Consider the following 23,397-nt stretch of genomic DNA (forward strand, 5'->3'; position numbering starts at 1 on the left):
GTGAGAACTTGTCATCCGTTGCATTCCATACGTTAGGTTGTAAAGTAAATCACTATGAAACTGAAGCCATTTGGCAATTATTTAAGGAAAATGGGTATAGCCGGACTGAATTTGAAAAACAGTCAGATGTATATGTTATTAATACCTGTACTGTCACGAATACTGGAGACAAAAAAAGTCGTCAAGTTATTCGTCGTGCTGTTCGTCAAAACCCAGATGCTGTTATTTGTGTAACTGGTTGTTATGCTCAAACTTCTCCTGCAGAAATTATGGCAATACCAGGAGTAGATATAGTTGTAGGTACACAGGAAAGAACCAAAATGTTGGATTATATTCAACAATATAAAACAGAACGTAAACCTATCAATGCTGTAGGGAACATTATGAAAAATCGAGTATATGAAGAATTGGATGTGCCATCATTCACAGACAGAACTCGAGCATCCTTGAAAATTCAAGAAGGTTGCAATAACTTCTGTACTTTTTGTATCATCCCTTGGGCTCGTGGACTAATGCGTTCAAGAGATCCACAAGAAGTAGTGAGACAAGCGCAACAACTAGTAGATGCTGGTTATATGGAAATAGTTCTAACAGGTATTCATACAGGTGGATACGGGGAAGATCTAAAAGATTATAATTTAGCACAACTTTTAAGAGATATTGAAAACAATGTAAAAGGCTTAAAACGACTGCGTATTAGCTCGATTGAAGCAAGTCAATTGTCAGACGAAGTAATTGATGTTTTAAGAGATTCTAAGATTGTGGTAAGACATTTACATATCCCTATTCAATCTGGTTCGGATACTGTATTGAAAAGAATGCGTAGAAAATATACAATGGAATTTTTTGCGAATCGCTTAGATCGTTTAAGAGTTGCTTTACCAGATCTTGCGATAACATCGGATGTTATTGTTGGTTTTCCAGGGGAAACAGAGGAAGAATTCATGGAGACATTTAACTTTATACGTGACCAAAAATTCTCTGAACTGCATGTTTTCCCATACTCAAAACGTACAGGAACGCCTGCAGCAAGAATGGAAAACCAAGTGGATGAACATGTGAAAAATGAACGAGTACACCGATTAATCACATTAAATGATCAATTGGCGGTAGAATATGCTTCTAGATTTGAAGGGGAAGTACTTGAAATTATACCGGAGGAAGCTTATAAACTAGATTCAGCTGCTAATATGGTTGAAGGCTATACAGATAACTACCTAAAGGTTGTCATTCCTGGATCTGAGGATTTAATAGGGAAATTAGTTCGTGTGAAAATCACAAAAGCTGGTTATCCCTACAATGAAGGACAATTCGTTCGTGTTCTAGATGAAGTTGCAGAGTTAGTATAAATATAAAGCCGGTGATTAATATTTCACCGGCTTTTTTATTTGAAATTAGGAGGTGCTGTATTGGAAGTGACGGCTTTACTACCAGGTTTGCTATTTATATTTTATTTCGTTCCCGTAATTTTTGTTATTTGGTTTATGGTTACAATTGTAGGGCAACTCAAGGCCCAAACAAAGCTACTAAAACAAATTCATGAGAAAATAAAAATTCCAGAATAAATAGCCATATAGAGAGAAAAATACTATTGACCCGCAAAGTAACCACTATGCTTGCACTTTACCGGCAATTAAGAGTATTATTAAGAGGTACGTACATCTTGAAAGGGGAATAACTAATGACTGAAAATATTGCAGCATTAATAGATCATACTTTACTAAAACAAGACGCAACTAAAAATCAAATTGAAAAATTATGTGAGGAAGCTAAAACATATAATTTTGCATCCGTATGTGTTAACCCTACATGGGTAAATTTAAGTGCATCTCTTCTAAAAGAAAGTCCAGTAAAAGTTTGTACTGTTATCGGATTCCCTTTAGGCGCAAGTACTTCAGCAGTGAAAGCATTCGAAACTACTAATGCTATTGAAAATGGTGCAGATGAAATTGATATGGTACTAAATGTTGGTGCGTTAAAAGACCAAGATTATAACTTAGTACAAAAAGATATCGAAGCTGTAGTAAATGCTGCAAAAGATAAAGCGATTGTAAAAGTTATTTTAGAAACTTGTTTATTAACAAATGAAGAAATTGCGAAAGCAAGTGAATTATCTAAAGCGGCAGGTGCTGACTTCGTGAAAACTTCTACCGGTTTTTCTACTGGAGGAGCAACAATCGAAGCTGTAAAACTAATGCGCGAAACTGTAGGACCTGACTTAGGCGTGAAAGCTTCTGGTGGTGTTAGAAACTTAGCAGACGTTGAAGCAATGGTTGAAGTTGGAGCAACAAGAATTGGTGCAAGTTCTGGAGTAGAAATTGTAAAAGGATTAGAAAGTAAATCTGATTATTAATTTTTACTTGGGCATAATTGCTCTAGATTAGTTGTTAGATTAAATTTCTAACTAAATAAAGTAAAAATTATATCTCAAAGTATTGACCAAGTCTTTACAATACGGTATAATTTTTTAGTACATAGCACTAGGTTATGTGCTTGACGTGTGTTCGGAGGGAGGGAAAAAGAGATGTCAAAAACTGTCGTTCGTAAAAACGAATCGCTTGAAGATGCTCTTCGCCGCTTCAAACGTACTGTATCTAAAAGTGGTACAATTCAAGAGGTTAGAAAGCGCGAGTTTTATGAAAAACCAAGCGTAAAGCGTAAAAAGAAATCTGAAGCTGCCCGTAAACGTAAATTCTAATTTACTTTATTTACTAAGCTTCGAAGCTATGGTTTCTAAAACCTGAGCGGAAACGTAAAAAGAAATCAGAAGCTGCACGTTAACGTAAGTGGTATTTATTCCCAACCATCCCTACGTTCAAAACACGTACTTTATGATTAAAATTTACAATTATGTAAACCGAGAAAATTTATTTTCTCGGTTTATTTTTATTTTATGAAACTTTTTGAAAGTTCATCCGTAAATAGGAGTATACATATAGAAGAAAGGAGGTTAAGTGGTGAAATTGACTCGCTATGTCGTTTCTCTTTGTTTATTCGTCTTATCATTTGGAATGATGATTCCTATTATAACAGCACAAACTACAGAAGTTTATAAAGTACCAGTATACGATGAAGTGGAAAAAGGATTATATGCTTTTCTGAAACGTTCAATCCATGAAGCAGAAGAGGCTGGAGCAGAGGCAATTATTTTTGAGATTAATACACCTGGAGGTTTTGTAGATTCGGCAGAAGATATTGCTAATTTATTGGATTCCACATCGATTCGTAAAATTGCGTATATTAACTCTGAAGCATTATCAGCAGGTGCTTACTTAGCACTTCATACAGATGAAATTTATATGTCCCCTAGCGGAACAATCGGTGCAGCAGCAGTCATTGAAAGTAGTGGAAACACTGCAGGTGAAAAAGCAAATAGTGCATGGAAAGCGAAGATGAAAAACGCTGCTGAGTTAACGGGTAAAGAACCTATATATGCTCAAGCTATGGCAGATGATACCGTAGACTTACCTGAATATAGAGCCCCTGTCGGTAAGTTATTGACACTTTCTTCAGCGGAAGCATTAGAAGTAGGCTATTCAGAAGCAACCGTTAGTTCATTTGATGAATTACTTGAAGTTACTAAGCTTTCTGGAGCGAAAATAATTGAAACAGAAGAGACCTTTATGGAAACGCTTGCACGTTTTATAACCAATCCAATTATCGTTCCAATCCTGTTATCAATTGCAAGTTTAGGTTTAATCGTCGAATTGTATTCGCCAGGTTTTGGTGTCGCTGGTACAATGGGGTTAGTTTCGTTAGTTCTGTTCTTTTTCGGACATTTAGTTGCAGGTCTTGCTGGCTATGAAACAATCATTATTTTTGTGATTGGTGTTTTACTTATTGTCGCGGAGTTCTTCCTGCCCGGAGGAATTAGTGGTATATTAGGGGCGGCAGCTATTATTATAAGTATAGTATTAGCTGGTGGCGATATTGAGCAAATGATTATCGCCGTTATAATTGCATTAACAGTAGCTATAGTGGGAATGGTGATTATTATGAAATTCTTTGGTAGGGAATTAAAAGTGTTAAATAAAGTAATCTTGTCGGATGCGACTACAACTGAAAAAGGATATGTTTCCAATAAAAATCGAGTGGAACTTGTCGGAAAATTTGCAGTGACAATGACACCGCTTAGACCTTCGGGAACTATACGTATCGATAATGAAAGAATTGACGCAGTTTCAGATGGTAGTTTTATCGGAAAAGATAAATATGTTAAAATTATTAAAGTGGAAGGCTCTCGTATCGTCGTTCGAGAAGCAGTAGAAGGGGAGGTAACAGAATGATTACAGGCTCAACAGTTACTTTAATCATCGTTATAGTATTAGCATTTGTAGTACTATCAGTATTTTTCACATTTTTCCCAATTACGTTATGGATTTCTGCACTAGCAGCAGGAGTAAAAATTAGTATCTTTACATTAGTAGGGATGAGGTTACGTCGTGTTATTCCTTCACGTATTGTCAACCCATTGATCAAAGCTCATAAAGCGGGTCTTGAAGTTTCTATCAATCAGCTGGAAAGTCATTACCTTGCTGGAGGTAACGTAGACCGTGTGGTTAACGCTTTAATAGCGGCACATCGTGCAAACATTGAACTAACATTTGAAAGAGCTGCAGCGATCGATTTAGCTGGTCGTGACGTATTGGAAGCGGTGCAAATGTCCGTAAATCCAAAAGTTATTGAAACACCATTTATCGCAGGTGTGGCTATGAACGGTATCGAAGTTAAAGCAAAAGCGCGTATTACGGTTCGTGCCAATATTGACCGTCTAGTCGGTGGTGCTGGTGAAGAAACAATCGTAGCTCGTGTTGGTGAAGGGATTATTTCAACAATTGGTTCTAGTGTAAGTCATGAACGCGTACTTGAAAATCCAGATTTAATCTCTCAAACTGTTTTAGCAAAAGGATTAGATTCTGGTACTGCCTTCGAAATTCTATCGATTGATATTGCGGACGTTGATATAGGTAAGAACATTGGTGCAGAACTACAAACAGAGCAAGCAGAGGCAGATAAGAAAATTGCCCAAGCAAAAGCTGAGGAACGTCGTGCAATGGCTGTAGCATCTGAACAAGAGATGAAAGCAAAAGTTGTAGAGATGCGTTCGAAAGTAGTAGAAGCGGAAGCTGCTGTTCCATTAGCAATGGCTGAAGCGCTACGTGAAGGTAATATTGGTGTGATGGATTACATGAATTACAATAATATTAAAGCTGATACTGGTATGAGAGATTCTATTAGTAAAGTTGGCGGAGAAAAACCTTCTACTGACGAGCTAAAATAATATAGCAGAAAGGAGGCAATCTCCTTGGAAGCCTTTATTCCTATAATCATCGCATTACTTTTTAGTGTTTTCTTTAATAAAAAGAAAGAACCAGACAAAAAGACGGTTGAAAAACCTGTAAATAGCACTCCTTCACGTAAAACTGTTTCAGAAAATCCTTTTAAAGAATTAGGTGATTTTGCTAAACAGTTTACGAATGAACGACAGCAGGAGAAAAAAACAAAACCTCCTGTCGTAAGAGAAGTGCCTGTAGTGGAGAAAATGGAGCGAGAGGTTAAGCGAAATCAAGGAGTGGCAAGATCTTCTGGTAGATTGAGTACTCATCAGGAAAGTGCCCCTCTACGTCCAGAAACTACTCCGGTAAACTCTATGCTGCCTAGCAGTGAGGACGAATTGATCAGAGCAATTATTTTTTCCGAAATACTTGCTCCACCAAAATCTAAAAGATAACTCATGAACACCCCTTTACATGCATAAATTCATGTAAAGGGGTGTTTTTTGTGAAGCAGTTATTTCCACTCCATGCGAGTATTATGTTAGATAATTTTGATGATATTGTATTGGATTATGAATTTTCCTTAATACGGTTAAAAGAAAATAGTTTAGTCTGTTCCTATGACCATTTTCTTTTAGAAATTCATGCCGAAAAGTTGCACATAAAATCGATGTCCAGTGATAAGTTGCATCTACATGTGCATAATCTTCAGTTCTTTAATATAACTAGGAAGGAAAAAACGGTATGAAGCGTCTTATCAAAATTCAAGCACCAATTTCTACAGATCAGTTTACGCTTTATAAGGCTTTAAAGGAACAAAATATTGAAGTTTATCGGCTTCATACAAACGATACTCATATAAACTTTTCTATCCAAGCAAAAGATTTGAATGCGTTTCGGAAATTAAGAAAAAAACTGAAGATGCCGATTAAATTAGAAGATGAACTAAAAGAAAGTACCATCTCTTTTTATTCATGGTCCATAATGGGAGTTTTCTTCTTTATCGTAATTCCAATTATATTTGCCCAATTTATATGGACCGTTCATATTGAGTCGGATTCACCGGAAAGTAATATTCTACTAACTGAGCAGTTAAAAGAGATGGGTATTAAAGAGAGAATGTTTGTCTCAAAGTTGCCGTCAGAGCAAGAGATACGCCAAAATATTTTATTAAAGCATAAAGAGTATTCATGGGTTCACTTTTCAAAATCCGGGTCTATATTTACGGTAGCTCCAATGTTGGCGCCACCTCAAACAGCAAAAGAGCTAAAGGATGCACCTGCTGTAAATCTTGTAGCCAAGAGAAGTGGAGTCATTACAGATTTTATCTTAACAAAAGGGGTGAGAGCTGTTGAAAAGAACATCTCTGTAAAAAAAGGAGATGTCTTAGTTAATGGTTTTGTCACCCAAGGAAACAAAAGGATTTTAACAAGTGCAGAAGGAAAGGTATACGCTAGCTATTGGATAGAGCTATCATTTGAACTGCCAACGCAAGTTGCTGTTACTAATCCGAATTCAAAAGAATTGATCATCCAGAAAAAGGTGGACAATAAACAGAAGTTTTGGAAAGAAATACAGTTACCCGCTTTCATCCAGAAATACGTTCAGGCAGGTTATGTACAAAAGAATCACCATATAACTTATTCACTAACGGAACAGTCCATAGAACATCTCATAAGACCATTACTTTTTCAAAAAATTATGAAAGAATTACCTACAGGAACTCAATTATTAGAAGATAAAGTTTTACAGGTATCAATACAAGATGATAAAGTAAAAGGGAAGATACTTTTACTGATAAATGAAAATATTGCAATACCAAATGTTATACCCCAAGGAGACGAATCATGAGCGAAACTAAACAATTAGATATTAATTTGCAAGATCCAGCAGAAGCGGTAATGCTGCTTGGCATCTCGGATAAAAATGTAAAACTTATTGAAGCGGAGCTAAAAGTTCAACTTATTACTAGAGGTGAACAAATTCAGATTATTGGTGAAGAAAAGAATGTAGAAGATGCTAGACAGCTTATGATTCAACTATTAGCAGTCATTCGAAAAGGGATCAATATCAATTTGCGTGATGTATCTTCCGCAATTGAAATGAGCTTGAACGGTACAATTGAGTATTTTTCAAGTTTATATGACGAAGAAATAGCACGAAATACAAAAGGTAAAGCGATTAGAGCAAAAACAATAGGGCAACGGGAATATATCCAAGGAATTAGACATACAGATCTTACTTTTGGAATTGGGCCTGCAGGTACCGGTAAAACGTATTTAGCGGTAGTAATGGCTACACAAGCACTTAAAAATGCTCATGTGAAAAAAATCATTTTAACTCGCCCAGCAGTCGAAGCAGGAGAAAGCCTAGGATTCCTACCCGGAGACTTAAAAGAGAAGGTAGACCCTTATTTACGGCCGTTATACGATGCGCTCCATGATGTATTAGGAACAGAACAAACGGATCGACTTATGGAGCGAGGTACAATTGAAATTGCACCTTTAGCCTATATGCGAGGTCGTACATTAGATGACGCATTTGTTATTTTAGATGAAGCACAGAATACAACAAAAGCTCAAATGAAGATGTTCTTAACACGTCTGGGATTTGGTTCTAAAATGGTAATCACTGGTGATAAAACACAAATTGACTTACCAAAAGGTGCAGAATCTGGTTTAATCGTTACAGAAAAAATATTGAAAAATGTGGCGGGAATTCATTTCCAATATTTGGAGCAAGGGGATGTAGTACGCCATCCGTTAGTTGCTAAAATTATACAAGCATATGAAGAACTATAATATCCAATTCTTAAAAGAAGCAATTGTCTATGTTTAGACGGTTGCTTCTTTGTTATTTGGGAAACATTAGTGAATTGTGAAAAAAATAAGGTATAATGGAATAACTAGTTGGTGGGGGGATGAGAAGAAATGAAAAAAATCCTTATAAAGTGGAGAGAATGGAAAAATAGTAGGTATCTCCCTTTCATCGTTACTTTTATAACAGCGATTTGTTTGTTCTTTTTACTCATTGGAAATGTAAAGGAAAGTAAATACGATTTTGAATTATTCCAGCTTTCACCTGATACAATCAGAGCAGTTAAAACTATGGAAGACACGGAAAAAACAGAGCAAGAACGTAAAAGAACAGAGCTAGAAGTCCCAGCTGTTTATCAATTTCAAGATGAAACGGCTGCTAACCAGGCTGCTATAGTTAAATCTATTTTTGATAGTGTTTTACACGTAAAAGAAAATGCAAAGCCTGAAGAAGATACCCCAGCAACTTTAGTAGGAAAATTGAAAAAAGATATGGAAGAGCTGGCAGAGAATGCGAGTTATGTTCCACTTAACGATGAAATGTTAGCTACATTAATTAACCAAAATAATAGTATTTTAGAAGATTCAAAAACGAAATTATCGGAACTAGTAGAGAAGAACTTAAGTGAACCAATTAGACTGGAGAATATTTCTATTTCCAGAGAAAAAATTGGTCAGCAAGTAAATAACATTTTTTTATATTCACAGGATTATAGAAATGTGCTCATTAATATTGCAAAAACCTCTATTGTGCCAACGGAAGTAGAAAATGAGATTTTAACACAAGAACGAATAGAACAGGCGAAAGCAAGTGTTGAACCTACTCGTATACTTCAAGGACAAATTCTCGTTCAAAAGGGTGAAATTATTGATCGAGATGTTTATCGACAGTTGGAATTGCTTGGCATGCTTACGAATAAGGCATCCTATAAGCCATATCTTGGAGTAGCTATATTTGTTGCACTCACCATGTGGGTATTATTTGGACAAACAATCAGTAAAAGGAAAAAAACGATAAACAATTCAAAAAATTTAATTGTTGTTGCCTTCAGTGTTATTTTATCTGTACTAATGATGAAGGTAATTCAATCTGTTGCATCTAATTTTGATGTAATTATTGCGTTTTTAATACCTACTGCAATGGTTGCAATGCTAGTTTATTTATTGGTCGATGAACGTGCAGCGTATATTTCCAATTTTGTATCAGCTGCATATGCAGGTATTATCTTTCAAGAAGGCTATACACTCGTATTTCAAATGGAAGCTTCTTTATACATATTATTTGGGGGCGTTGCAGGAATTTTCGCCATGCAAAGGATGCAAACTAATTCTCAAATATTGCGCTCTAGTCTAATCGTATCTTCTGTGAATATTGTCTTTATTATATTTTATTTGTTAATGACGAAGGCTTCATATGAAATTACGGATATATTATTTTACATCGGAGCAGCTCTTGCTTCAGGGATATTATCTGGGGCAATGACTATTGGGATATTACCTTTTTTTGAATCTTTCTTTGGTATTTTATCTTCCATGAGACTCATAGAATTATCAAATCCCAACCATCCTTTGTTAAAGAAAATTTTAACCGAGACACCTGGTACATATCATCATAGTTTAATGGTGGCCAATTTAGCAGAAGCTGCTTGCGAAGTAGTTGGGGCAAACGGTTTATTGGCACGCGTTGGCTGTTACTATCATGATATTGGTAAAACAAACAGGCCAGGATTTTTCATCGAAAATCAAGTCAATGGTTATAATCCTCATGATTCTTTATCACCAGAAGCGAGTAGAGATATTATTATTGCACATGCAGTGGATGGTGCGAAGATTTTGAGGAAACATAAATTACCGAAAGAAATTGTAGATGTAGCGGCGCAACATCATGGTACAAGCCTATTGAAATTCTTTTATTTTAAAGAGAAAGAGATTAATGATAAAGTGGAAGAAGACGAATACCGTTATCCAGGTCCAAAACCGCAAACAAAAGAAATTGCCATCATATCGGTTGCAGATAGCGTTGAAGCAGCTGTTCGCTCGATGAAAGAGCCAAATGCTGATAAAATTAAAAAATTGATACAGTCTATTATTAAAGAAAAAATACTAGACGGGCAATTCGATGAATGTGATCTATCACTAAAGGAAATAAAGAAAATGGAAGAAAGTTTTTGTACTACCATGAATGGAACATTTCACTCTCGGATTGAATATCCAAAATAATTTATGAGGAGCCAAAAATATGCTAGAACTAGATTTAATGGATGAAACAAATTCTATACCCGAAGAAACATTAGCTCTTGTAGGGAAAGTATTACAATCTGCTGGAGAACAACTTTCTGTAAAAGAGGGCAGTGAGGTTAGTGTAACCTTCGTAACGAATGAGGCAATTCAAGAAATTAATAAAACATATCGCAACAAAGATATGGCAACAGATGTAATCTCCTTTGCAATGGAAGAGATGGAAGAAGGGGAAGTTGAAATTATAAATGCAGATATTCCAACCCTTTTAGGGGATATTATCATATCTGTCCAACGTGCAACGGAACAAGCAGAAACTTATCAACACTCATTTGAGCGAGAGCTGTGTTTCTTGGCCGTTCATGGCTTCTTACATTTGTTAGGTTATGATCATGGGACTGAACAGCAAGAAAAAGAGATGTTTGGACTACAGGAATCTATATTACAAGCTTTTGGGTTAAAACGTGAAGGCCATGAACCCTCGTAAATTTTTTCGGTCGTTTATCTATGCTGCTAATGGAATTTATCACGTAGTTAAAAGTGAACAAAACTTTCGTTTTCATTTACTAGCAGCAATAGTTGTTGTAATAGCAGCAGCGGCAACTGGTCTATCTGCATTTGAGTGGATAATCATTGTGATTTCGATTTTTGGCATGTTCATGATAGAATTAGTAAATGCGTCCATAGAACGTGTCGTCGATTTGGTGACGCCGGAATTACACCCACTAGCTAAACAAGCAAAAGACTTAGCTGCTGGAGCCTGCTTAATATATGCTATTTGTACTGTAATTGTTGGTTTAATCATATTTATCCCGAAATGGTCGGGAATCATATTATAGAGGTGAATTATTTTGAATAAAGAAATGTTATTAAAAGCGTCCATAACAGCAAGAGAAACAGCGTATGTTCCATACTCAAAATTTCAAGTAGGGGCAGCACTTTTAACAAGAGATGGAGAAGTATTCCTTGGTTGTAATATTGAAAATGCATCATTTGGATTAACAAATTGCGCAGAGCGTACTGCCATCTTTAAGGCCGTGTCAGAAGGAAAAAAAGAATTTTCTGCAATTGCTATTTCAGGCGATACAGAAGGACCTATTTCTCCTTGTGGAGCATGCAGACAAGTTATAGCTGAATTTTGTGATCCAGATATGCCTGTTTACTTAACAAATTTAAAAGGAAATGTATCGGAAACGACGGTAGCAGAATTATTACCTGGAGCCTTTAAAACGGAGGACATGGATTATGCTGCAAAATAATGAGAATTATAAATCAGGATTTATATCAATAATAGGTAGACCAAATGTAGGGAAATCTACATTTTTAAATCGAGTAATTGGGCAAAAAATAGCAATAATGAGTGACAAACCCCAAACAACTAGAAACAAAGTACAAGGTGTGCTTACTTTAGAAAACAGTCAAATGATTTTCATCGACACACCAGGAATTCATATTCCGAAACACAAACTTGGCGATTTTATGCTTAAAGTTGCCAAAAATACTCTTCGTGAAGTAGATGTAATTATATTCATGGTTAACGCAGTAGAACCAAGAGGCAAAATTGATGAGTATATAATGGAAATGTTAGAAAATAACGAAACCCCTGTATTCCTTGTGATCAATAAAATAGACCAGGTTCATCCTGAAAAATTAGTAGATATAATTGAGTCCTATACAAAGAAATATAATTTCGCGGAGGTTCTACCAATTTCTGCTCTTCAAGGTAATAATGTGGAGAAATTACTAGAAACGATTCAATCCTATTTACCACAAGGACCACAATACTACCCGGCTGACCAAGTAACAGATCACCCAGAAAGGTTTATTATTTCTGAACTAATCCGTGAAAAAGTTTTGCATTTGACGAGAGAAGAAATTCCACATTCAATTGCGGTTGTAATTGATAAAATCAAAAAAGAAGAAGATACCGAAAAAGATATGATTCGTGTTTCTGCAACAATTATAGTAGAACGAGATTCCCAAAAAGGAATTGTCATCGGTAAAAAAGGTGCTTTACTGAAAGAAGTTGGAACAAGAGCACGTAAGGATATCGAAATGTTGTTAGGAACAAATGTTTACTTAGAATTATGGGTTAAAGTACAAAAAGATTGGCGCAATAAATCAGCGCATTTGAAAGATTATGGTTTTAGAGACGATGAGTACTAAGAAAGAAGGGAAGGCAATTGCTACAAAAAGTAGAGGGTATTGTCTTACGAACTTCTCCTTATGGCGAATCGAATAAAATCGTTACCATTTTTTCACGTGAATTAGGGAAGAGAGCAGCGATGGCTCGAGGGGCAAAAAAACCAACGAGTCGTTTAGCTTCGATCTCACAGCCTTTTACGTACGGCTATTTTTTGATTCAGCAAGGAAAAGGAATGGGGACTTTGCAGCAAGGTGAAATTATTGACTCGATGCGGTCTATTCGAGAAGATATTTTTACTACAGCGTATGCAAGTTTTATAATGGAGTTAGTAGATAAATTAATCGATGATGAGGCACCAAAGCCACAGCTATTTGATATTTTGCAGCAAGCGTTACATGCAATTTCAGAAGAGTATGATCCAGAGGCGATAAGTTTGTTTGTGGAATGGAAGCTTCTCCCGACAGCTGGTATTTATCCAACGCTTCATCAATGTACCAATTGTGGTGCAACAGATGGGGAGTTTGCTTTTTCTTTTTCTCAAATCGGATTTCTTTGTCATCGTTGTTTTTCCATTGACCCATATATAATTAGACTTTCTCCATCCCAAGTGAAGCTTATCCGAACTTTCTATACAGTTCCTATCGATCAAGTAGGGAAGTTAACACTAAAAAAAGAAACGAAGGGCTTTATCAAAAAGATTGTGCGCACTATTTATAGTGAACAGGTCGGAATTCGATTAAAGTCCCAACACTTCTTGGACCAAATGGAGAAAACCCCAGAGTTTTTCACACCTAAAAAAGAAAAACCAAGTCCCGAAGAAGAGTAATTCTTTGGACTTGGTTTTTTTATTGGCTATTTTAATGCTATGCTTCACACAGAGAGTTGTGAACTTATATTGAATTGTGGAGTTAATGCATATACAAAAGAAGAGGTTTAATTAAGAATGTGAAACGATGTACTTAAACTAACGAGTGTTTTACTTCAAGAGGAAGCAAAATCATTTTTAAAAGAAAATATAGAGGTGTTAGATGACAATATTTAATGCTAAATCAATAATATTGGATAAATTCGGTATTTCTAAATCAAATTTTTTAGGTTCAGGCATGGAATCCGAGGTTTATGCTTATGACGATAATAAAGTTGTGAAATTGTATAATGATATGTCCGATTCAAATAAGCAAAGAATTCTAAAAGGTTTTTACTCCAAGATTGATTCAAGTTCTTTGAGCTATGAGCTTCCCTTTATTTACGATACCTTTGAGGAAAACGGCATATTAGTAACTATTGAAAAACGAATTGAAGGTAATAATTTACAAAGTATGCTCTCAAAGATGAATTATATAGAACAAAATAATATGATGGAAACTTATCTTAATGCAAATATTGAATTGAAATCTGTGAAAATAAAACCTAATCTCGAAGGATACATCCTATTCAATGATCAGCAGATTTCATCATTAAATATAAATAGTTGGTTTGATTTATTGAAAGAAGAAATTTTTCGAAAACGAAAGGAACTGGAGTCTTATTTAAAAAGAGATGTTGTGAATTATGATGCTAAAGTTAAACAATTAGTAGAAATATTGTCATTAGGGTATGAAGGTGAATATTCTTTAATTCACGGAGATTTTTATCCTGGGAACGTAATGATTAATGAGAGTGGGAAGGTTACAGGATTAATAGATTTTGGATTAATGACAATGTACGGGGACAACTTATTCGATATAGCAATAGGATGGGTATGTTTTGATATGTATAATGAGTTGAATACAAATATATATGAGAGATACCTAAACATAATTATTTCAACACTAGGTGAAGATGTTAGAAAGAGATTATATTTCTATGTTCTAATATATAGCTATATATCTGCCAATTTTTATTCTCATAATTGCGAAGACGGTCATTATCAATGGTGTGTTAGAAATTTAAATAATAAAAATTATTGGGAAGTTCTATAAGAAACGAAAAAAATAACTATATCCTTAAAATAATCAATTAGTAGCAAAGATTGTAACTGGAATACCTTCAATGTAACGCCGCTGTTTAGTTGAAGATGAGAAAGGGAGTTCTATGTCGCATTTTACTTATAATACGACATAAAAAAGGAAATAGACTTAATCGTCTATTTCTTTTAGCATCGCTTTCAATTTTGCTTTATGTTTAGCTTTAGGAATTGCGTAATATTGCTCAAATCGGCACAGCTTACAAGAACAGTGAACTTTTCCTTTGCTTAATGTACCGCGTATAGGCAAGTACTCGTCTTCCAATTGAAAGACAGTGTGTAAAATCGACAACTTTTTTTGAATGATTCGCTCTCGCTGGTGACGAGTATAGGCTTTGGTACGGTTTTTCATGTGAATCAGCTCCCTTGAGAAACCCGAGCTTGCAAGGAGCATCAAGGAATGTAGCGGTACTCCCTACAAGCTCGGTATGCTGATCAACTTGTTTAAAATATTCATGGCAAAATTCCTTTCAATATGTACTAAATGATAGTACCACAGAATGACTGAAAACACTTAGCAAGTTGGTTAATAAGCAGTGCGGCCATAAGGTAATAAAAGAGAAGGTCTTATTCAACTTATGGATGTTTTAGTTCAAGAAGGATTAAATTCTCTTTTGAAAAATTAGCTATAGTGATACATGAGGTCTTCGATAAAATATTTTTGGTGAGTGAAAAACATTCGATTAATAATTGTTATCCAAGTGCATTAAAAATTTGGAACAAAATTAACAGCAGTGAATTTCCAAATGTAAAAAAACGACATAACAAATAAAAACGACATTAAATATTGTTAAGCTAACGGGTGTTTTACTTTAAGAAGAGTAAAGCCTTTTTTATTGAACTAAAGGTGCAGGTTAGTTCAATAAAACAGGAGATATGGGTTTTCTTGTTGAATTAAAGAGGTAGCGTAGTTTAGAAAATAGATAGTTACTTATTATAGTGAAAGGGGTTTTTATATTGACAGAAACAGTTCATATATCATATGGAGATCACCCGTCCCAATTCGGTGTATTGCGTATGCCGGATTTATCTGGACTAAGTCCAGTAGTTATTACGATTCATGGTGGTTTTTGGCAATCGAAATACGGACTTGAAGAAAATTCACCAATTGATGAAGATTTGACTCGTCGTGGTTATGCTACTTGGAATATTGAGTATCGTCGAGTCGGAGAAGATGGTGGAGGTTGGCCGGGAACATTTATTGATGTTATAGATGCTGTAAATCACCTCACCCAACTTAAGGAACGCTTTCAGCTCGATCTCTCTCGGGTAGTTATCCTTGGGCATTCAGCAGGGGGACATTTGGCTCTCTGGTTGGCATCCCGATTTAACAAAGTTCAAACGAACGAGATCGGTAAAACGTTGCTGATACCTATACGGAGCGTAATAAGTTTGGCAGGGGTCTTGGATTTGAGGAGGATGTGGGAAATCCATGAGGAAAAAGGGATGAATAGTCCCATAGCGTCTTTTATTGGAGGATCACCCCAAGAAGTATCTGAACGTTATAGGTTAGCTTCACCGATAGAATTGTTGCCTTTGAATGTCGAGCAAATTTTGATTCATGGTGAATTAGACCTCCATGTGCCAGTTGATTTGAGTATTGAGTATCATCGTAGGGCTATTGAACAGGGCGATAAAGTTCGTTTGGTAGTACTTCCAGAAGTAGAACATTTTATGGTTATCGATCCGTCATCATCGGCATGGAAGTCAGTGACCGATTCACTGGAAACTTTAAAAGAAAGTTCATGTTCTTGAACTAATGAGGTGCTTTAGTTAAAAATCATGGGTTGCCAAAGGCAGCTTTTTTTCTTATTGATATAAAAGCCGTAGGTTATTTTAGGTGGGAGTTGGCAGAACAATATAAAACCGCTAGAGAATGTACTTCTTCTCTAGCGGTTTCCTGTCTTTAAGTTAATTCAATTATAGCATATTATTCCATAAATTATCAGTCTGTTTATCTTCAAGTTTCCTAGGTAGTATGAGTGAAGAAAAGGGAATTAAAGAATATATAGGGAATTGTCATTTTAGGAATAAAAATTATTTGGGGAGGTATTTTGATGGATTATGTTTATCATATGGTGCCAAAAGAAATGAAGAGGGAACTTCTTATTTCTCTTAATGAGATAAAATTGTTGCATCCCGAGCTTTATGAAACCTACTCAAAAAAGTATTTTAACCATCCAGAAAGGGCGAGCTTATTATTGAAAAGCATTCCCAAATTAAATTGTTTATGGAATGATGTAATTTTTTTACTACCCCTTCATCCTTACTATGTCTATGAAGCTTTACATTCTCTTGGAGTAAGTATTAAAAAAGATTTGGTGTTTTATGAAATACCAACGAATAAATTGATAGAAAATAAGAATGCTATATATTTCTATAATAAAGAAAATTATAACGGTCCAGCTAAAGATATACCTGATGAGGAAGTTCAAATCATTGATATAATTTCATATCAAGAATGTTCGTTTTTGCCATCGGACACATTAGCTTACTTCTCAGTTGAACATAAAAAAGGTGTTAACTTTGGGATGTTCGCATATATTCCTCATATTTTGAGTTTAGGAAACATTAATGTAAAAGGTGTTAATAAGATTAACTGGAGTGTTGCTCCAGTTAAAACATAATTAGTTTAAATAATAAGTAAGATAAGTCTGCGACTTGTTCTACTAAGAGGAGTAAAGCCTTTGTTCTAATTGAACCTACGCCGCAGTTCAGTTGAAGAAGAAATATAGAGATGATTTTAAAGGAGGTAGTTGTTATGTCGGAGTGGAAAAAAGAGTTGATTGAAACTAATCGTGGACGCTTTGAGGTGTTTGTAAAGGGAGAGGGTGAACCTGTTTGTATAACTCATCATTATTCGGAATTTAATGAGTCTGGAGACTACTTTGCAGAAACATTTATAGAAAATAATAAAGTCTTTTTAGTTAATTTAAAAGACGCAGGGAACTCCGATAAAGCAGGAAATGCACATGAATTAAGCATGGTGGACGCAGTACTTGACCTTGAAGAGATTCGAAAAGTGTATGGATACCTATCCTGGACATTTGCTGGACATTCAACTGGTGGAATGATTGGTGTTCTTTATGGAATTCATTTTTCATCTTCTTTAAAATCCCTTATTATTGTAGGCTCCTCTGCAAGAGAATATAGTTCAACATCAAGTAGGTGTATTTACAATGAAGGACATCCTAAATTTAAACGGATGCAAGAATTGATGGAACTACTAAAACCGCAAAGCCTTACGGGAGATGAACGGAATAGATTGTCTAAAGAAAGAACTCAACTATCTTTATTTGAACCAGAAAATTTTGAACAATACTTCTCGAAAAATATCTCTAAAAAACTGTCTGCAAATAGATTGAACTTTTTTAGTAGAGAACAACTGATTTTTGATGTTACTCGTCAATTATCAGCAGTTAGAGCAAAAACTATCATTCTTTGTGGTAGACATGATGTTCAATGTCCTGTGGATTTTTCAATTGAAATGAGTGAACTAATTCCAAATGCTTCACTCCATATCTTTGAACAAAGTAACCACTATCCATTTTTAGAAGAAGAATTCGAATTTAAGGAAGTTTTAAAAAGTGTAATATAATAAAAATATTCTTCAAGTGGGTGCTTTAGCTTGCAAGTGGCTGCCTGTAAGGGGTGCTTTTTCTTATTGAACCAACGAGGCAGTTTAGTTGAAGAAAAAAATGCCACTACCTCATGGTAATATAAGGATAAATACAAAGGGGGAATACTTAAATGTCACTTATAACCATTGCAAAAGCTACCATTACGGATGCTGAAAAACTAACAGAAATTAAGAAAAGGACTTTTGATGAAGAATTGAAAAAGTGGCTTCCAAATCAAGAAAATGTAGTTGATTACAATATTCAGCCACCAGGATATACTTCTATTGAGATGACTAAGTATATGATTAGAGAATTGGAGTATTTTAAAATCTTGCGGGATAAAGAAATTGTAGGTGGAATAATAATAACTATTTCTGGTGCGAGTTACGGAAGAATTGACCGTATTTTCATTGACCCTAACTACCAAGGTAATGGAATTGGTTCAAGGGCAATAAATTTAATAGAGGATGAGTTTCCTAATGTTAGAACTTGGGACCTTGAAACGTCAGGTAGACAAATTAACAACCATTACTTTTATGAAAAAATGGGCTATAGAACAACCTTTGAAACCGAAGAGGAATATGGTTATCTAAAGCAAATAGAAACTTCATCGGAAATAGAAAACTTAGTTAAAAATAAAAATATTTCAAGTACCCAATACGAGAATTGCGATATGGCAACAACGGAGTTTTATGGTGTAAATTTAGAAGGAAGTTCATTCAGTAACAGCAATGTAATGAATAGTCATATAAGCAATTGTAATCTCAGCCACTCAAAGTTCCAAAATTTAAATCTTAGAAATTCACTCTATGCCGATTTAAATCTTTCTAACAGTGAAATGATATTCGTCACTTTAGGTGGAGTTAATTTTATTGATACAAACCTTGGAGATGCAAGTATGCCAATCACATTTGAAAGATGTGATCTGGAAGGAAGTAAATTTAGTAACAGTAATCTAAGAAATGTAGAAATACAAAATAGTGATTTGTCTGGTATGAAAATAGATAATGTTCCAGTAGAAGAGCTTATTGATGCTTACAATCAATTGAATAAAAATAATCAAATGAGTATCAGAGAATTTTAAATTTATGCTCTGAATCTACAGTTAATGGCCCTTTTGCTATTAACAAAGAACAAATAGAACTTTCGCAAAAATTCATGAAGCATGCTCTTATCTCTCTGTTAATAAAAACGCAAGAATGATGGTTTAACTTGATAACCATCATTCTTGCGTTATTAATTTTAATAAAGTTTCACTTAGAACTGTAAGTGATCTTCGATATATGCTTTTACATCGGCGATTGGCATTCTTGTTTGTTCCATCGAATCGCGGTGGCGGACAGTTACTTGGCCATCTGTTTCTGAATCGAAGTCATATGTGATACAGAAAGGTGTTCCAATTTCATCTTGACGGCGGTAACGTTTACCGATAGATTGGGATTCATCAAAATCTACCATGAAATGTTTACTTAAGTCTGAGAATAGAGCAGTTGCACCTTCAGACAGTTTTTTAGACAGTGGTAAAATTGCTGCTTTGATCGGTGCTAAAGCAGGGTGGAAGCGTAATACTGTACGAATATCTCCACCTTCTAATTCTTCCTCATCAAATGCTTCACATAGGAATGCCAATGTTACACGGTCAGCTCCTAAAGATGGTTCGATGCAATAAGGTACATAGCGTTCGTTCGTAATTGGGTCAATATAATTGAAATCTTCCCCAGAATGCTCCATATGTTGTTTTAGATCAAAGTCAGTACGATCTGCAATACCCCATAGTTCACCCCAACCGAATGGGAATTTATACTCGATATCTGTTGTTGCGTTTGAGTAATGAGAAAGTTCATCCTCTGAATGATCACGTAAACGGATGCTATCCTCAGACACTCCAAGGTTTAACAACCAGTCCTTACAATAGGTACGCCAAAATTCAAACCATTCCATATCTTCGCCTGGTTTACAGAAGAATTCTAATTCCATTTGTTCGAATTCTCTTGTGCGGAACGTGAAGTTACCTGGTGTAATTTCGTTACGGAAACTTTTACCTACTTGTGCAATACCGAAAGGCATTTTTTTACGCATAGAGCGTTGCACGTTTTTATAATTTACAAATATACCTTGTGCTGTTTCAGGACGTAAGAAGATTTCATTAGTAGAAGCTTCTGTTACACCTTGGAACGTTTTGAACATCAAGTTAAATTGGCGAATTTCTGTGTAATCAAAAGCACCACAAGATGGACAAACTACATTGTGCTCTTTCATGATTTCTTCCATTTTCTCGAATGAAAGTCCGTCAATTACCATCTCAATACCTTTTTTGTCTAAAGCGTCTTCAATAATTTTATCAACGCGGTGACGTGACTTACACTTTTTGCAATCAATCATAGGATCATTGAAGTTACCAATATGACCAGATGCTACCCAAGTTTTTGGATTCATTAAAATTGCTGCGTCTAAACCTACGTTATAAGGTGATTCTTGTACAAATTTTTTCCACCAAGCTTTTTTGATGTTATTTTTTAGTTCCACTCCAAGGGGGCCGTAATCCCATGTATTTGCTAGACCGCCATAAATTTCAGATCCAGGAAATACAAAACCTCTTTGTTTTGCTAAACTAACTACGTTTTCCATTGTAATTGTCATTTAAAAACCTCCATTAATTTTTTCTTTTAACCCGGAATACAAAAAAACTCGTCTCCGGGCAAAAATGCCCGGGGACGAGTTTATAACCCGCGGTTCCACCCCGATTGATTGCTAAAAAACAATCCACTTTAAAAGCATAAGCTCCGAGCTGCCGTTTTCCTACAATGTGGTCTTTCACTATCTCCACTCGCTTTAGTGTAGTACTTATTAATGCTCTTCAACGCTTTATTATTTGTAGCTATTGTATCACGAGCCACTTTACTTCGCAATCACTTAGAAAGAATAGACAAACAACAAAGTGATAAGTTTCATTGATCCCATAAGTATATTAGTAAACGATTTACTAACACGGTCGTTGCGTAAATAATTGCTAAAGTTGGTTTACCTGAAAAGAATAATGCTAATGCAGCTAAACCAAATATTAATAGTTCTAGCAATAGCCGATGAAATCTTTTGAAAGGTATTGGAGCTGCAGGGGATCCAAAAACACCCCATAAAATTGCAATAAACAGCGGTAATCCTATGCCCAATAGCAACCTTATAAGAAGGTCTTGACTACTTTGAAATCCCCAGTACGCCAAAAAAGCAAGGGCACATACTTCTAAAATAAACCGTAACGCTATATTAATTACCATTGAAACCATCCTTTTTAAGTTTATTAGTCTTTATACTTAAACTTTGAGTAAATAGTTTCGTATTTTTACAGGTCTGAAAATGTGACTTTGTAGTAGAAAACTAGAAATATAAAAGCTGAAAACCACCAACCAGGGTAATGGAAGGTGGTTTATTTTAAATATGAAAGGATGGTCCATTTTTGTACTTACGCTTGTCAAGATTATGTTTTTTGTTCCCCCTAAAAATTCTCTAAAATAACTAATATTAGTTGGGTTAAAGGAAAAGCACAAATATGACTTAATTCCTTGAAACATTGGTATATCCAGGATTCTTAATTTTGATTGTAGGGTTTCAATATGCTACAATACTTTAGTATTAAGTATAACACTTTGAGGCGGTGAATCCAATCGAACTCAACAAACGGCAAAATGAGATTTTGGACATAGTAAAAGGAAACGGTCCTATCACTGGCGAACAAATAGCGGAGCGACTTAGTTTAACTAGATCCACTTTACGTCCTGATTTAGCTATATTAACGATGGCAGGCTTTCTAGATGCTCGACCACGTGTGGGATACTTTTATTCTGGCAAAAAAACGAGCCAAGCAATTTCAGACAATATAGCTCAAATGATGGTGAAAGATTTTCAATCAATTCCTGCAGTTGTTGATGAAAGTATGACGGTGTATGATGCTATATGCCATATGTTTTTAGAGGATGTAGGGTCATTATTTGTACTAGATAAAAATTCAATGCTTTCAGGAGTTCTTTCCAGAAAAGACTTTTTACGAACAAGTATTGGTAACCATGATTTGAACAAAATCCCAGTACATATGATTATGACAAGAATGCCTAATATAACATATTGTTTGAAAGAGGATACACTTTTTGAAGTGGCCAAGAAGTTAATGAATCGTCAAATTGATTCTTTACCTGTTGTAAAAGAAGGAAAAGAAGGGTTAGAAGTAATTGGTAGAATTACAAAAACTAATATTACTCGTGCCTTTTTATCATTAGCCGATGACCATGATCTATAAGGAGTGAAACGATGAAAATGCTAAACCTGTTTATAGTCTCGGATTCAATTGGAGAAACGGGCGAACTAGTAGCAAAAGCGGCAGTAAGTCAGTTTAGACCTGGTCTACAGCACACTAAATTTAAGCGATTTACTCATATTGATTCTTTAGACCATATTAAAGAAATTACAGAACTTGCTAAAGAGCAAGGTGCTATAATCTTGTATACACTGGTACAAACTAAAATGCGTCAAGCATTAGTAGAATACTGTAACTTATACAATTTGGAATCTGTAGATTTAATAGGACCGGTTATTAATCTATTTGAAAAAGAATTAAATGAAAAACCATTTGAAGAGCCTGGTTTAGTAAGAAAGTTAGATGAAGACTATTTCAAAAAAATTGAAGCCATTGAATTTGCAGTTAAGTATGATGATGGAAGAGATCCCCGTGGCTTACTCCAAGCTGATATCATTCTAATAGGGGTTTCGAGAACTTCTAAAACGCCATTATCGCAATACCTCGCAAACAAAAGATTCAAAGTGGCGAATGTTCCACTCGTCCCAGAAGTAGAGCCACCAGAGCAACTTTTCCAAGTAGATCCAGCTAAATGTGTGGGTTTGGTAATCACACCAGAAAAATTAAATTCTATTAGAAAAGAAAGACTGAAAGCAATTGGTTTAAATGATGATGCAAGTTATGCTAAAATAGAGAGAATCAACGAGGAAATTCTTCACTTCGAGAAAATAGCTAAAAAAATAGGCTGTAAAGTTATTGATGTGACGAATAGAGCTGTTGAAGAGACTGCTAATTTAGTAATAAATCATATTCAACAAAAATAATTTAGGAATTTTTAAACCGATTCACGTTTGTGAAAAGGTTTTTTCTATTGTTTATCGAATAAATAAAGAATAGATTAATAATCTAAAATGTTTTATAATAGTAGTTTGTGGAAAAATAGCTATTAAGAGATATTTTATATGATTTTTTTGTCGATTCTTGCAGGATTTTTCTTTCCTTTCACGA

26 protein-coding genes are annotated in these 23,397 nt (G+C 35.1%); 23 read left to right on the plus strand and 3 right to left on the minus strand.

Going from position 1 to position 23,397, the window contains the following annotated elements:
• Window positions 1-8: 8 nt before the first annotated feature.
• The 17 genes from mtaB (at window position 9) to BM260_RS16780 (ending at window position 14,437) form a co-directional block, all read left to right on the plus strand.
• Window positions 9-1,349 carry a tRNA (N(6)-L-threonylcarbamoyladenosine(37)-C(2))-methylthiotransferase MtaB gene (gene mtaB, locus BM260_RS16705; protein ID WP_093538499.1) on the plus strand — a complete coding sequence of 447 codons (1,341 nt, stop codon included), beginning with the start codon at window positions 9-11 and terminating at the stop codon, window positions 1,347-1,349.
• 60 nt (window positions 1,350-1,409) lie between these two features.
• Window positions 1,410-1,565 carry a hypothetical protein gene (locus BM260_RS18540; RefSeq protein WP_175496336.1) on the plus strand — a complete coding sequence of 52 codons (156 nt, stop codon included), beginning with the start codon at window positions 1,410-1,412 and terminating at the stop codon, window positions 1,563-1,565.
• 116 nt (window positions 1,566-1,681) lie between these two features.
• On the plus strand, window positions 1,682-2,353 hold the full coding sequence (deoC, locus tag BM260_RS16710) for a deoxyribose-phosphate aldolase (protein ID WP_093538500.1): 672 nt from the start codon (window positions 1,682-1,684) through the stop codon (window positions 2,351-2,353).
• Window positions 2,354-2,524: 171 nt separating this feature from the next.
• A complete protein-coding gene (rpsU, locus tag BM260_RS16715) occupies window positions 2,525-2,698 on the plus strand; it encodes a 30S ribosomal protein S21 (protein ID WP_016426884.1) in 174 nt (57 codons plus the stop codon).
• Between the two features lie 313 nt (window positions 2,699-3,011).
• Window positions 3,012-4,286, plus strand: a complete 1,275-nt coding sequence (locus tag BM260_RS16720) for an NfeD family protein (RefSeq protein ID WP_093538544.1) — start codon at window positions 3,012-3,014, stop codon at window positions 4,284-4,286.
• Window positions 4,283-5,281 (plus strand): flotillin-like protein FloA, encoded by a 999-nt coding sequence (floA, locus tag BM260_RS16725; RefSeq protein ID WP_093538501.1) that lies wholly within the window; start codon window positions 4,283-4,285, stop codon window positions 5,279-5,281. Before BM260_RS16720 ends, floA begins: the two co-directional genes overlap by 4 nt.
• A gap of 24 nt (window positions 5,282-5,305) precedes the next feature.
• Window positions 5,306-5,731: a hypothetical protein gene (locus BM260_RS16730; protein WP_093538502.1), complete on the plus strand. Its 426-nt coding sequence runs from the start codon at window positions 5,306-5,308 to the stop codon at window positions 5,729-5,731.
• A gap of 50 nt (window positions 5,732-5,781) precedes the next feature.
• A complete protein-coding gene (locus BM260_RS16735) occupies window positions 5,782-6,024 on the plus strand; it encodes a hypothetical protein (RefSeq protein WP_093538503.1) in 243 nt (80 codons plus the stop codon).
• Window positions 6,021-7,127, plus strand: coding sequence for a sporulation protein YqfD (locus BM260_RS16740; protein WP_093538504.1), 1,107 nt, complete (start codon window positions 6,021-6,023; stop codon window positions 7,125-7,127). Before BM260_RS16735 ends, BM260_RS16740 begins: the two co-directional genes overlap by 4 nt.
• Complete coding sequence (locus tag BM260_RS16745; protein WP_093538505.1) at window positions 7,124-8,077, plus strand: PhoH family protein; 954 nt, start codon at window positions 7,124-7,126, stop codon at window positions 8,075-8,077. Before BM260_RS16740 ends, BM260_RS16745 begins: the two co-directional genes overlap by 4 nt.
• 129 nt (window positions 8,078-8,206) lie before the next feature.
• Window positions 8,207-10,312, plus strand: a complete 2,106-nt coding sequence (locus BM260_RS16750) for an HD family phosphohydrolase (RefSeq protein ID WP_093538506.1) — start codon at window positions 8,207-8,209, stop codon at window positions 10,310-10,312.
• 19 nt (window positions 10,313-10,331) lie between these two features.
• On the plus strand, window positions 10,332-10,817 hold the full coding sequence (gene ybeY, locus BM260_RS16755; RefSeq protein WP_093538507.1) for an rRNA maturation RNase YbeY: 486 nt from the start codon (window positions 10,332-10,334) through the stop codon (window positions 10,815-10,817).
• Window positions 10,804-11,169, plus strand: a complete 366-nt coding sequence (locus BM260_RS16760; RefSeq protein ID WP_093538508.1) for a diacylglycerol kinase family protein — start codon at window positions 10,804-10,806, stop codon at window positions 11,167-11,169. The genes ybeY and BM260_RS16760 overlap by 14 nt, the downstream gene beginning before the upstream one ends.
• Before the next feature lie 12 nt (window positions 11,170-11,181).
• Complete coding sequence (locus BM260_RS16765) at window positions 11,182-11,589, plus strand: cytidine deaminase (RefSeq protein ID WP_093538509.1); 408 nt, start codon at window positions 11,182-11,184, stop codon at window positions 11,587-11,589.
• Window positions 11,576-12,496, plus strand: coding sequence for a GTPase Era (gene era / locus BM260_RS16770; protein WP_093538510.1), 921 nt, complete (start codon window positions 11,576-11,578; stop codon window positions 12,494-12,496). Before BM260_RS16765 ends, era begins: the two co-directional genes overlap by 14 nt.
• A 17-nt stretch (window positions 12,497-12,513) precedes the next feature.
• A complete protein-coding gene (gene recO, locus BM260_RS16775) occupies window positions 12,514-13,302 on the plus strand; it encodes a DNA repair protein RecO (RefSeq protein WP_093538511.1) in 789 nt (262 codons plus the stop codon).
• Between the two features lie 202 nt (window positions 13,303-13,504).
• Window positions 13,505-14,437, plus strand: a complete 933-nt coding sequence (locus BM260_RS16780) for an aminoglycoside phosphotransferase family protein (protein WP_093538512.1) — start codon at window positions 13,505-13,507, stop codon at window positions 14,435-14,437.
• A gap of 156 nt (window positions 14,438-14,593) precedes the next feature.
• Here BM260_RS16780 and BM260_RS16785 read toward each other — a convergent pair whose 3' ends face one another.
• Window positions 14,594-14,833, minus strand: coding sequence for a hypothetical protein (locus tag BM260_RS16785; protein ID WP_093538513.1), 240 nt, complete (start codon window positions 14,831-14,833; stop codon window positions 14,594-14,596).
• Window positions 14,834-15,438: 605 nt separating this feature from the next.
• Here BM260_RS16785 and BM260_RS16790 point away from each other — a divergent pair.
• The 4 genes from BM260_RS16790 to BM260_RS16805 all read left to right on the plus strand — a co-directional run bounded on the left by BM260_RS16790 (window position 15,439) and on the right by BM260_RS16805 (window position 19,185).
• Window positions 15,439-16,236: an alpha/beta hydrolase family protein gene (locus BM260_RS16790; protein ID WP_245762766.1), complete on the plus strand. Its 798-nt coding sequence runs from the start codon at window positions 15,439-15,441 to the stop codon at window positions 16,234-16,236.
• Window positions 16,237-16,538: 302 nt separating this feature from the next.
• Window positions 16,539-17,108 carry a group-specific protein gene (locus BM260_RS16795; RefSeq protein WP_245762767.1) on the plus strand — a complete coding sequence of 190 codons (570 nt, stop codon included), beginning with the start codon at window positions 16,539-16,541 and terminating at the stop codon, window positions 17,106-17,108.
• A 134-nt stretch (window positions 17,109-17,242) separates the two neighbouring features.
• The gene (locus BM260_RS16800) at window positions 17,243-18,079 is read left to right on the plus strand and encodes an alpha/beta fold hydrolase (protein WP_093538515.1); all 837 of its coding nucleotides are present in this window, start codon (window positions 17,243-17,245) and stop codon (window positions 18,077-18,079) included.
• A gap of 152 nt (window positions 18,080-18,231) precedes the next feature.
• A complete protein-coding gene (locus BM260_RS16805; protein ID WP_093538516.1) occupies window positions 18,232-19,185 on the plus strand; it encodes a GNAT family N-acetyltransferase in 954 nt (317 codons plus the stop codon).
• Window positions 19,186-19,358: 173 nt separating this feature from the next.
• Here the strand turns inward: BM260_RS16805 and BM260_RS16810 are convergent, their stop codons facing one another.
• Together BM260_RS16810 and BM260_RS16815 are read right to left on the minus strand one after the other, a co-directional pair.
• The gene (locus BM260_RS16810) at window positions 19,359-20,741 is read right to left on the minus strand and encodes a glycine--tRNA ligase (RefSeq protein ID WP_093538517.1); all 1,383 of its coding nucleotides are present in this window, start codon (window positions 20,739-20,741) and stop codon (window positions 19,359-19,361) included.
• Window positions 20,742-21,049: 308 nt separating this feature from the next.
• The gene (locus tag BM260_RS16815; RefSeq protein ID WP_245762768.1) at window positions 21,050-21,376 is read right to left on the minus strand and encodes a YrdB family protein; all 327 of its coding nucleotides are present in this window, start codon (window positions 21,374-21,376) and stop codon (window positions 21,050-21,052) included.
• Window positions 21,377-21,753: 377 nt separating this feature from the next.
• On the opposite strand from BM260_RS16815, the gene BM260_RS16820 reads away from it, so the two are divergent.
• Entirely contained in the window at window positions 21,754-22,392 is a 639-nt protein-coding gene (locus tag BM260_RS16820; protein WP_175496337.1) for a helix-turn-helix transcriptional regulator, read from the plus strand.
• Window positions 22,393-22,403: 11 nt separating this feature from the next.
• The gene (locus tag BM260_RS16825) at window positions 22,404-23,213 is read left to right on the plus strand and encodes a pyruvate, water dikinase regulatory protein (RefSeq protein ID WP_093538518.1); all 810 of its coding nucleotides are present in this window, start codon (window positions 22,404-22,406) and stop codon (window positions 23,211-23,213) included.
• The last annotated feature ends 184 nt before the right edge of the window (window positions 23,214-23,397 follow it).

It is taken from the genome of Psychrobacillus psychrotolerans (assembly GCF_900115805.1).
In the GTDB taxonomy this organism is placed as follows: Bacteria; Bacillota; Bacilli; order Bacillales_A; family Planococcaceae; genus Psychrobacillus; species Psychrobacillus psychrotolerans.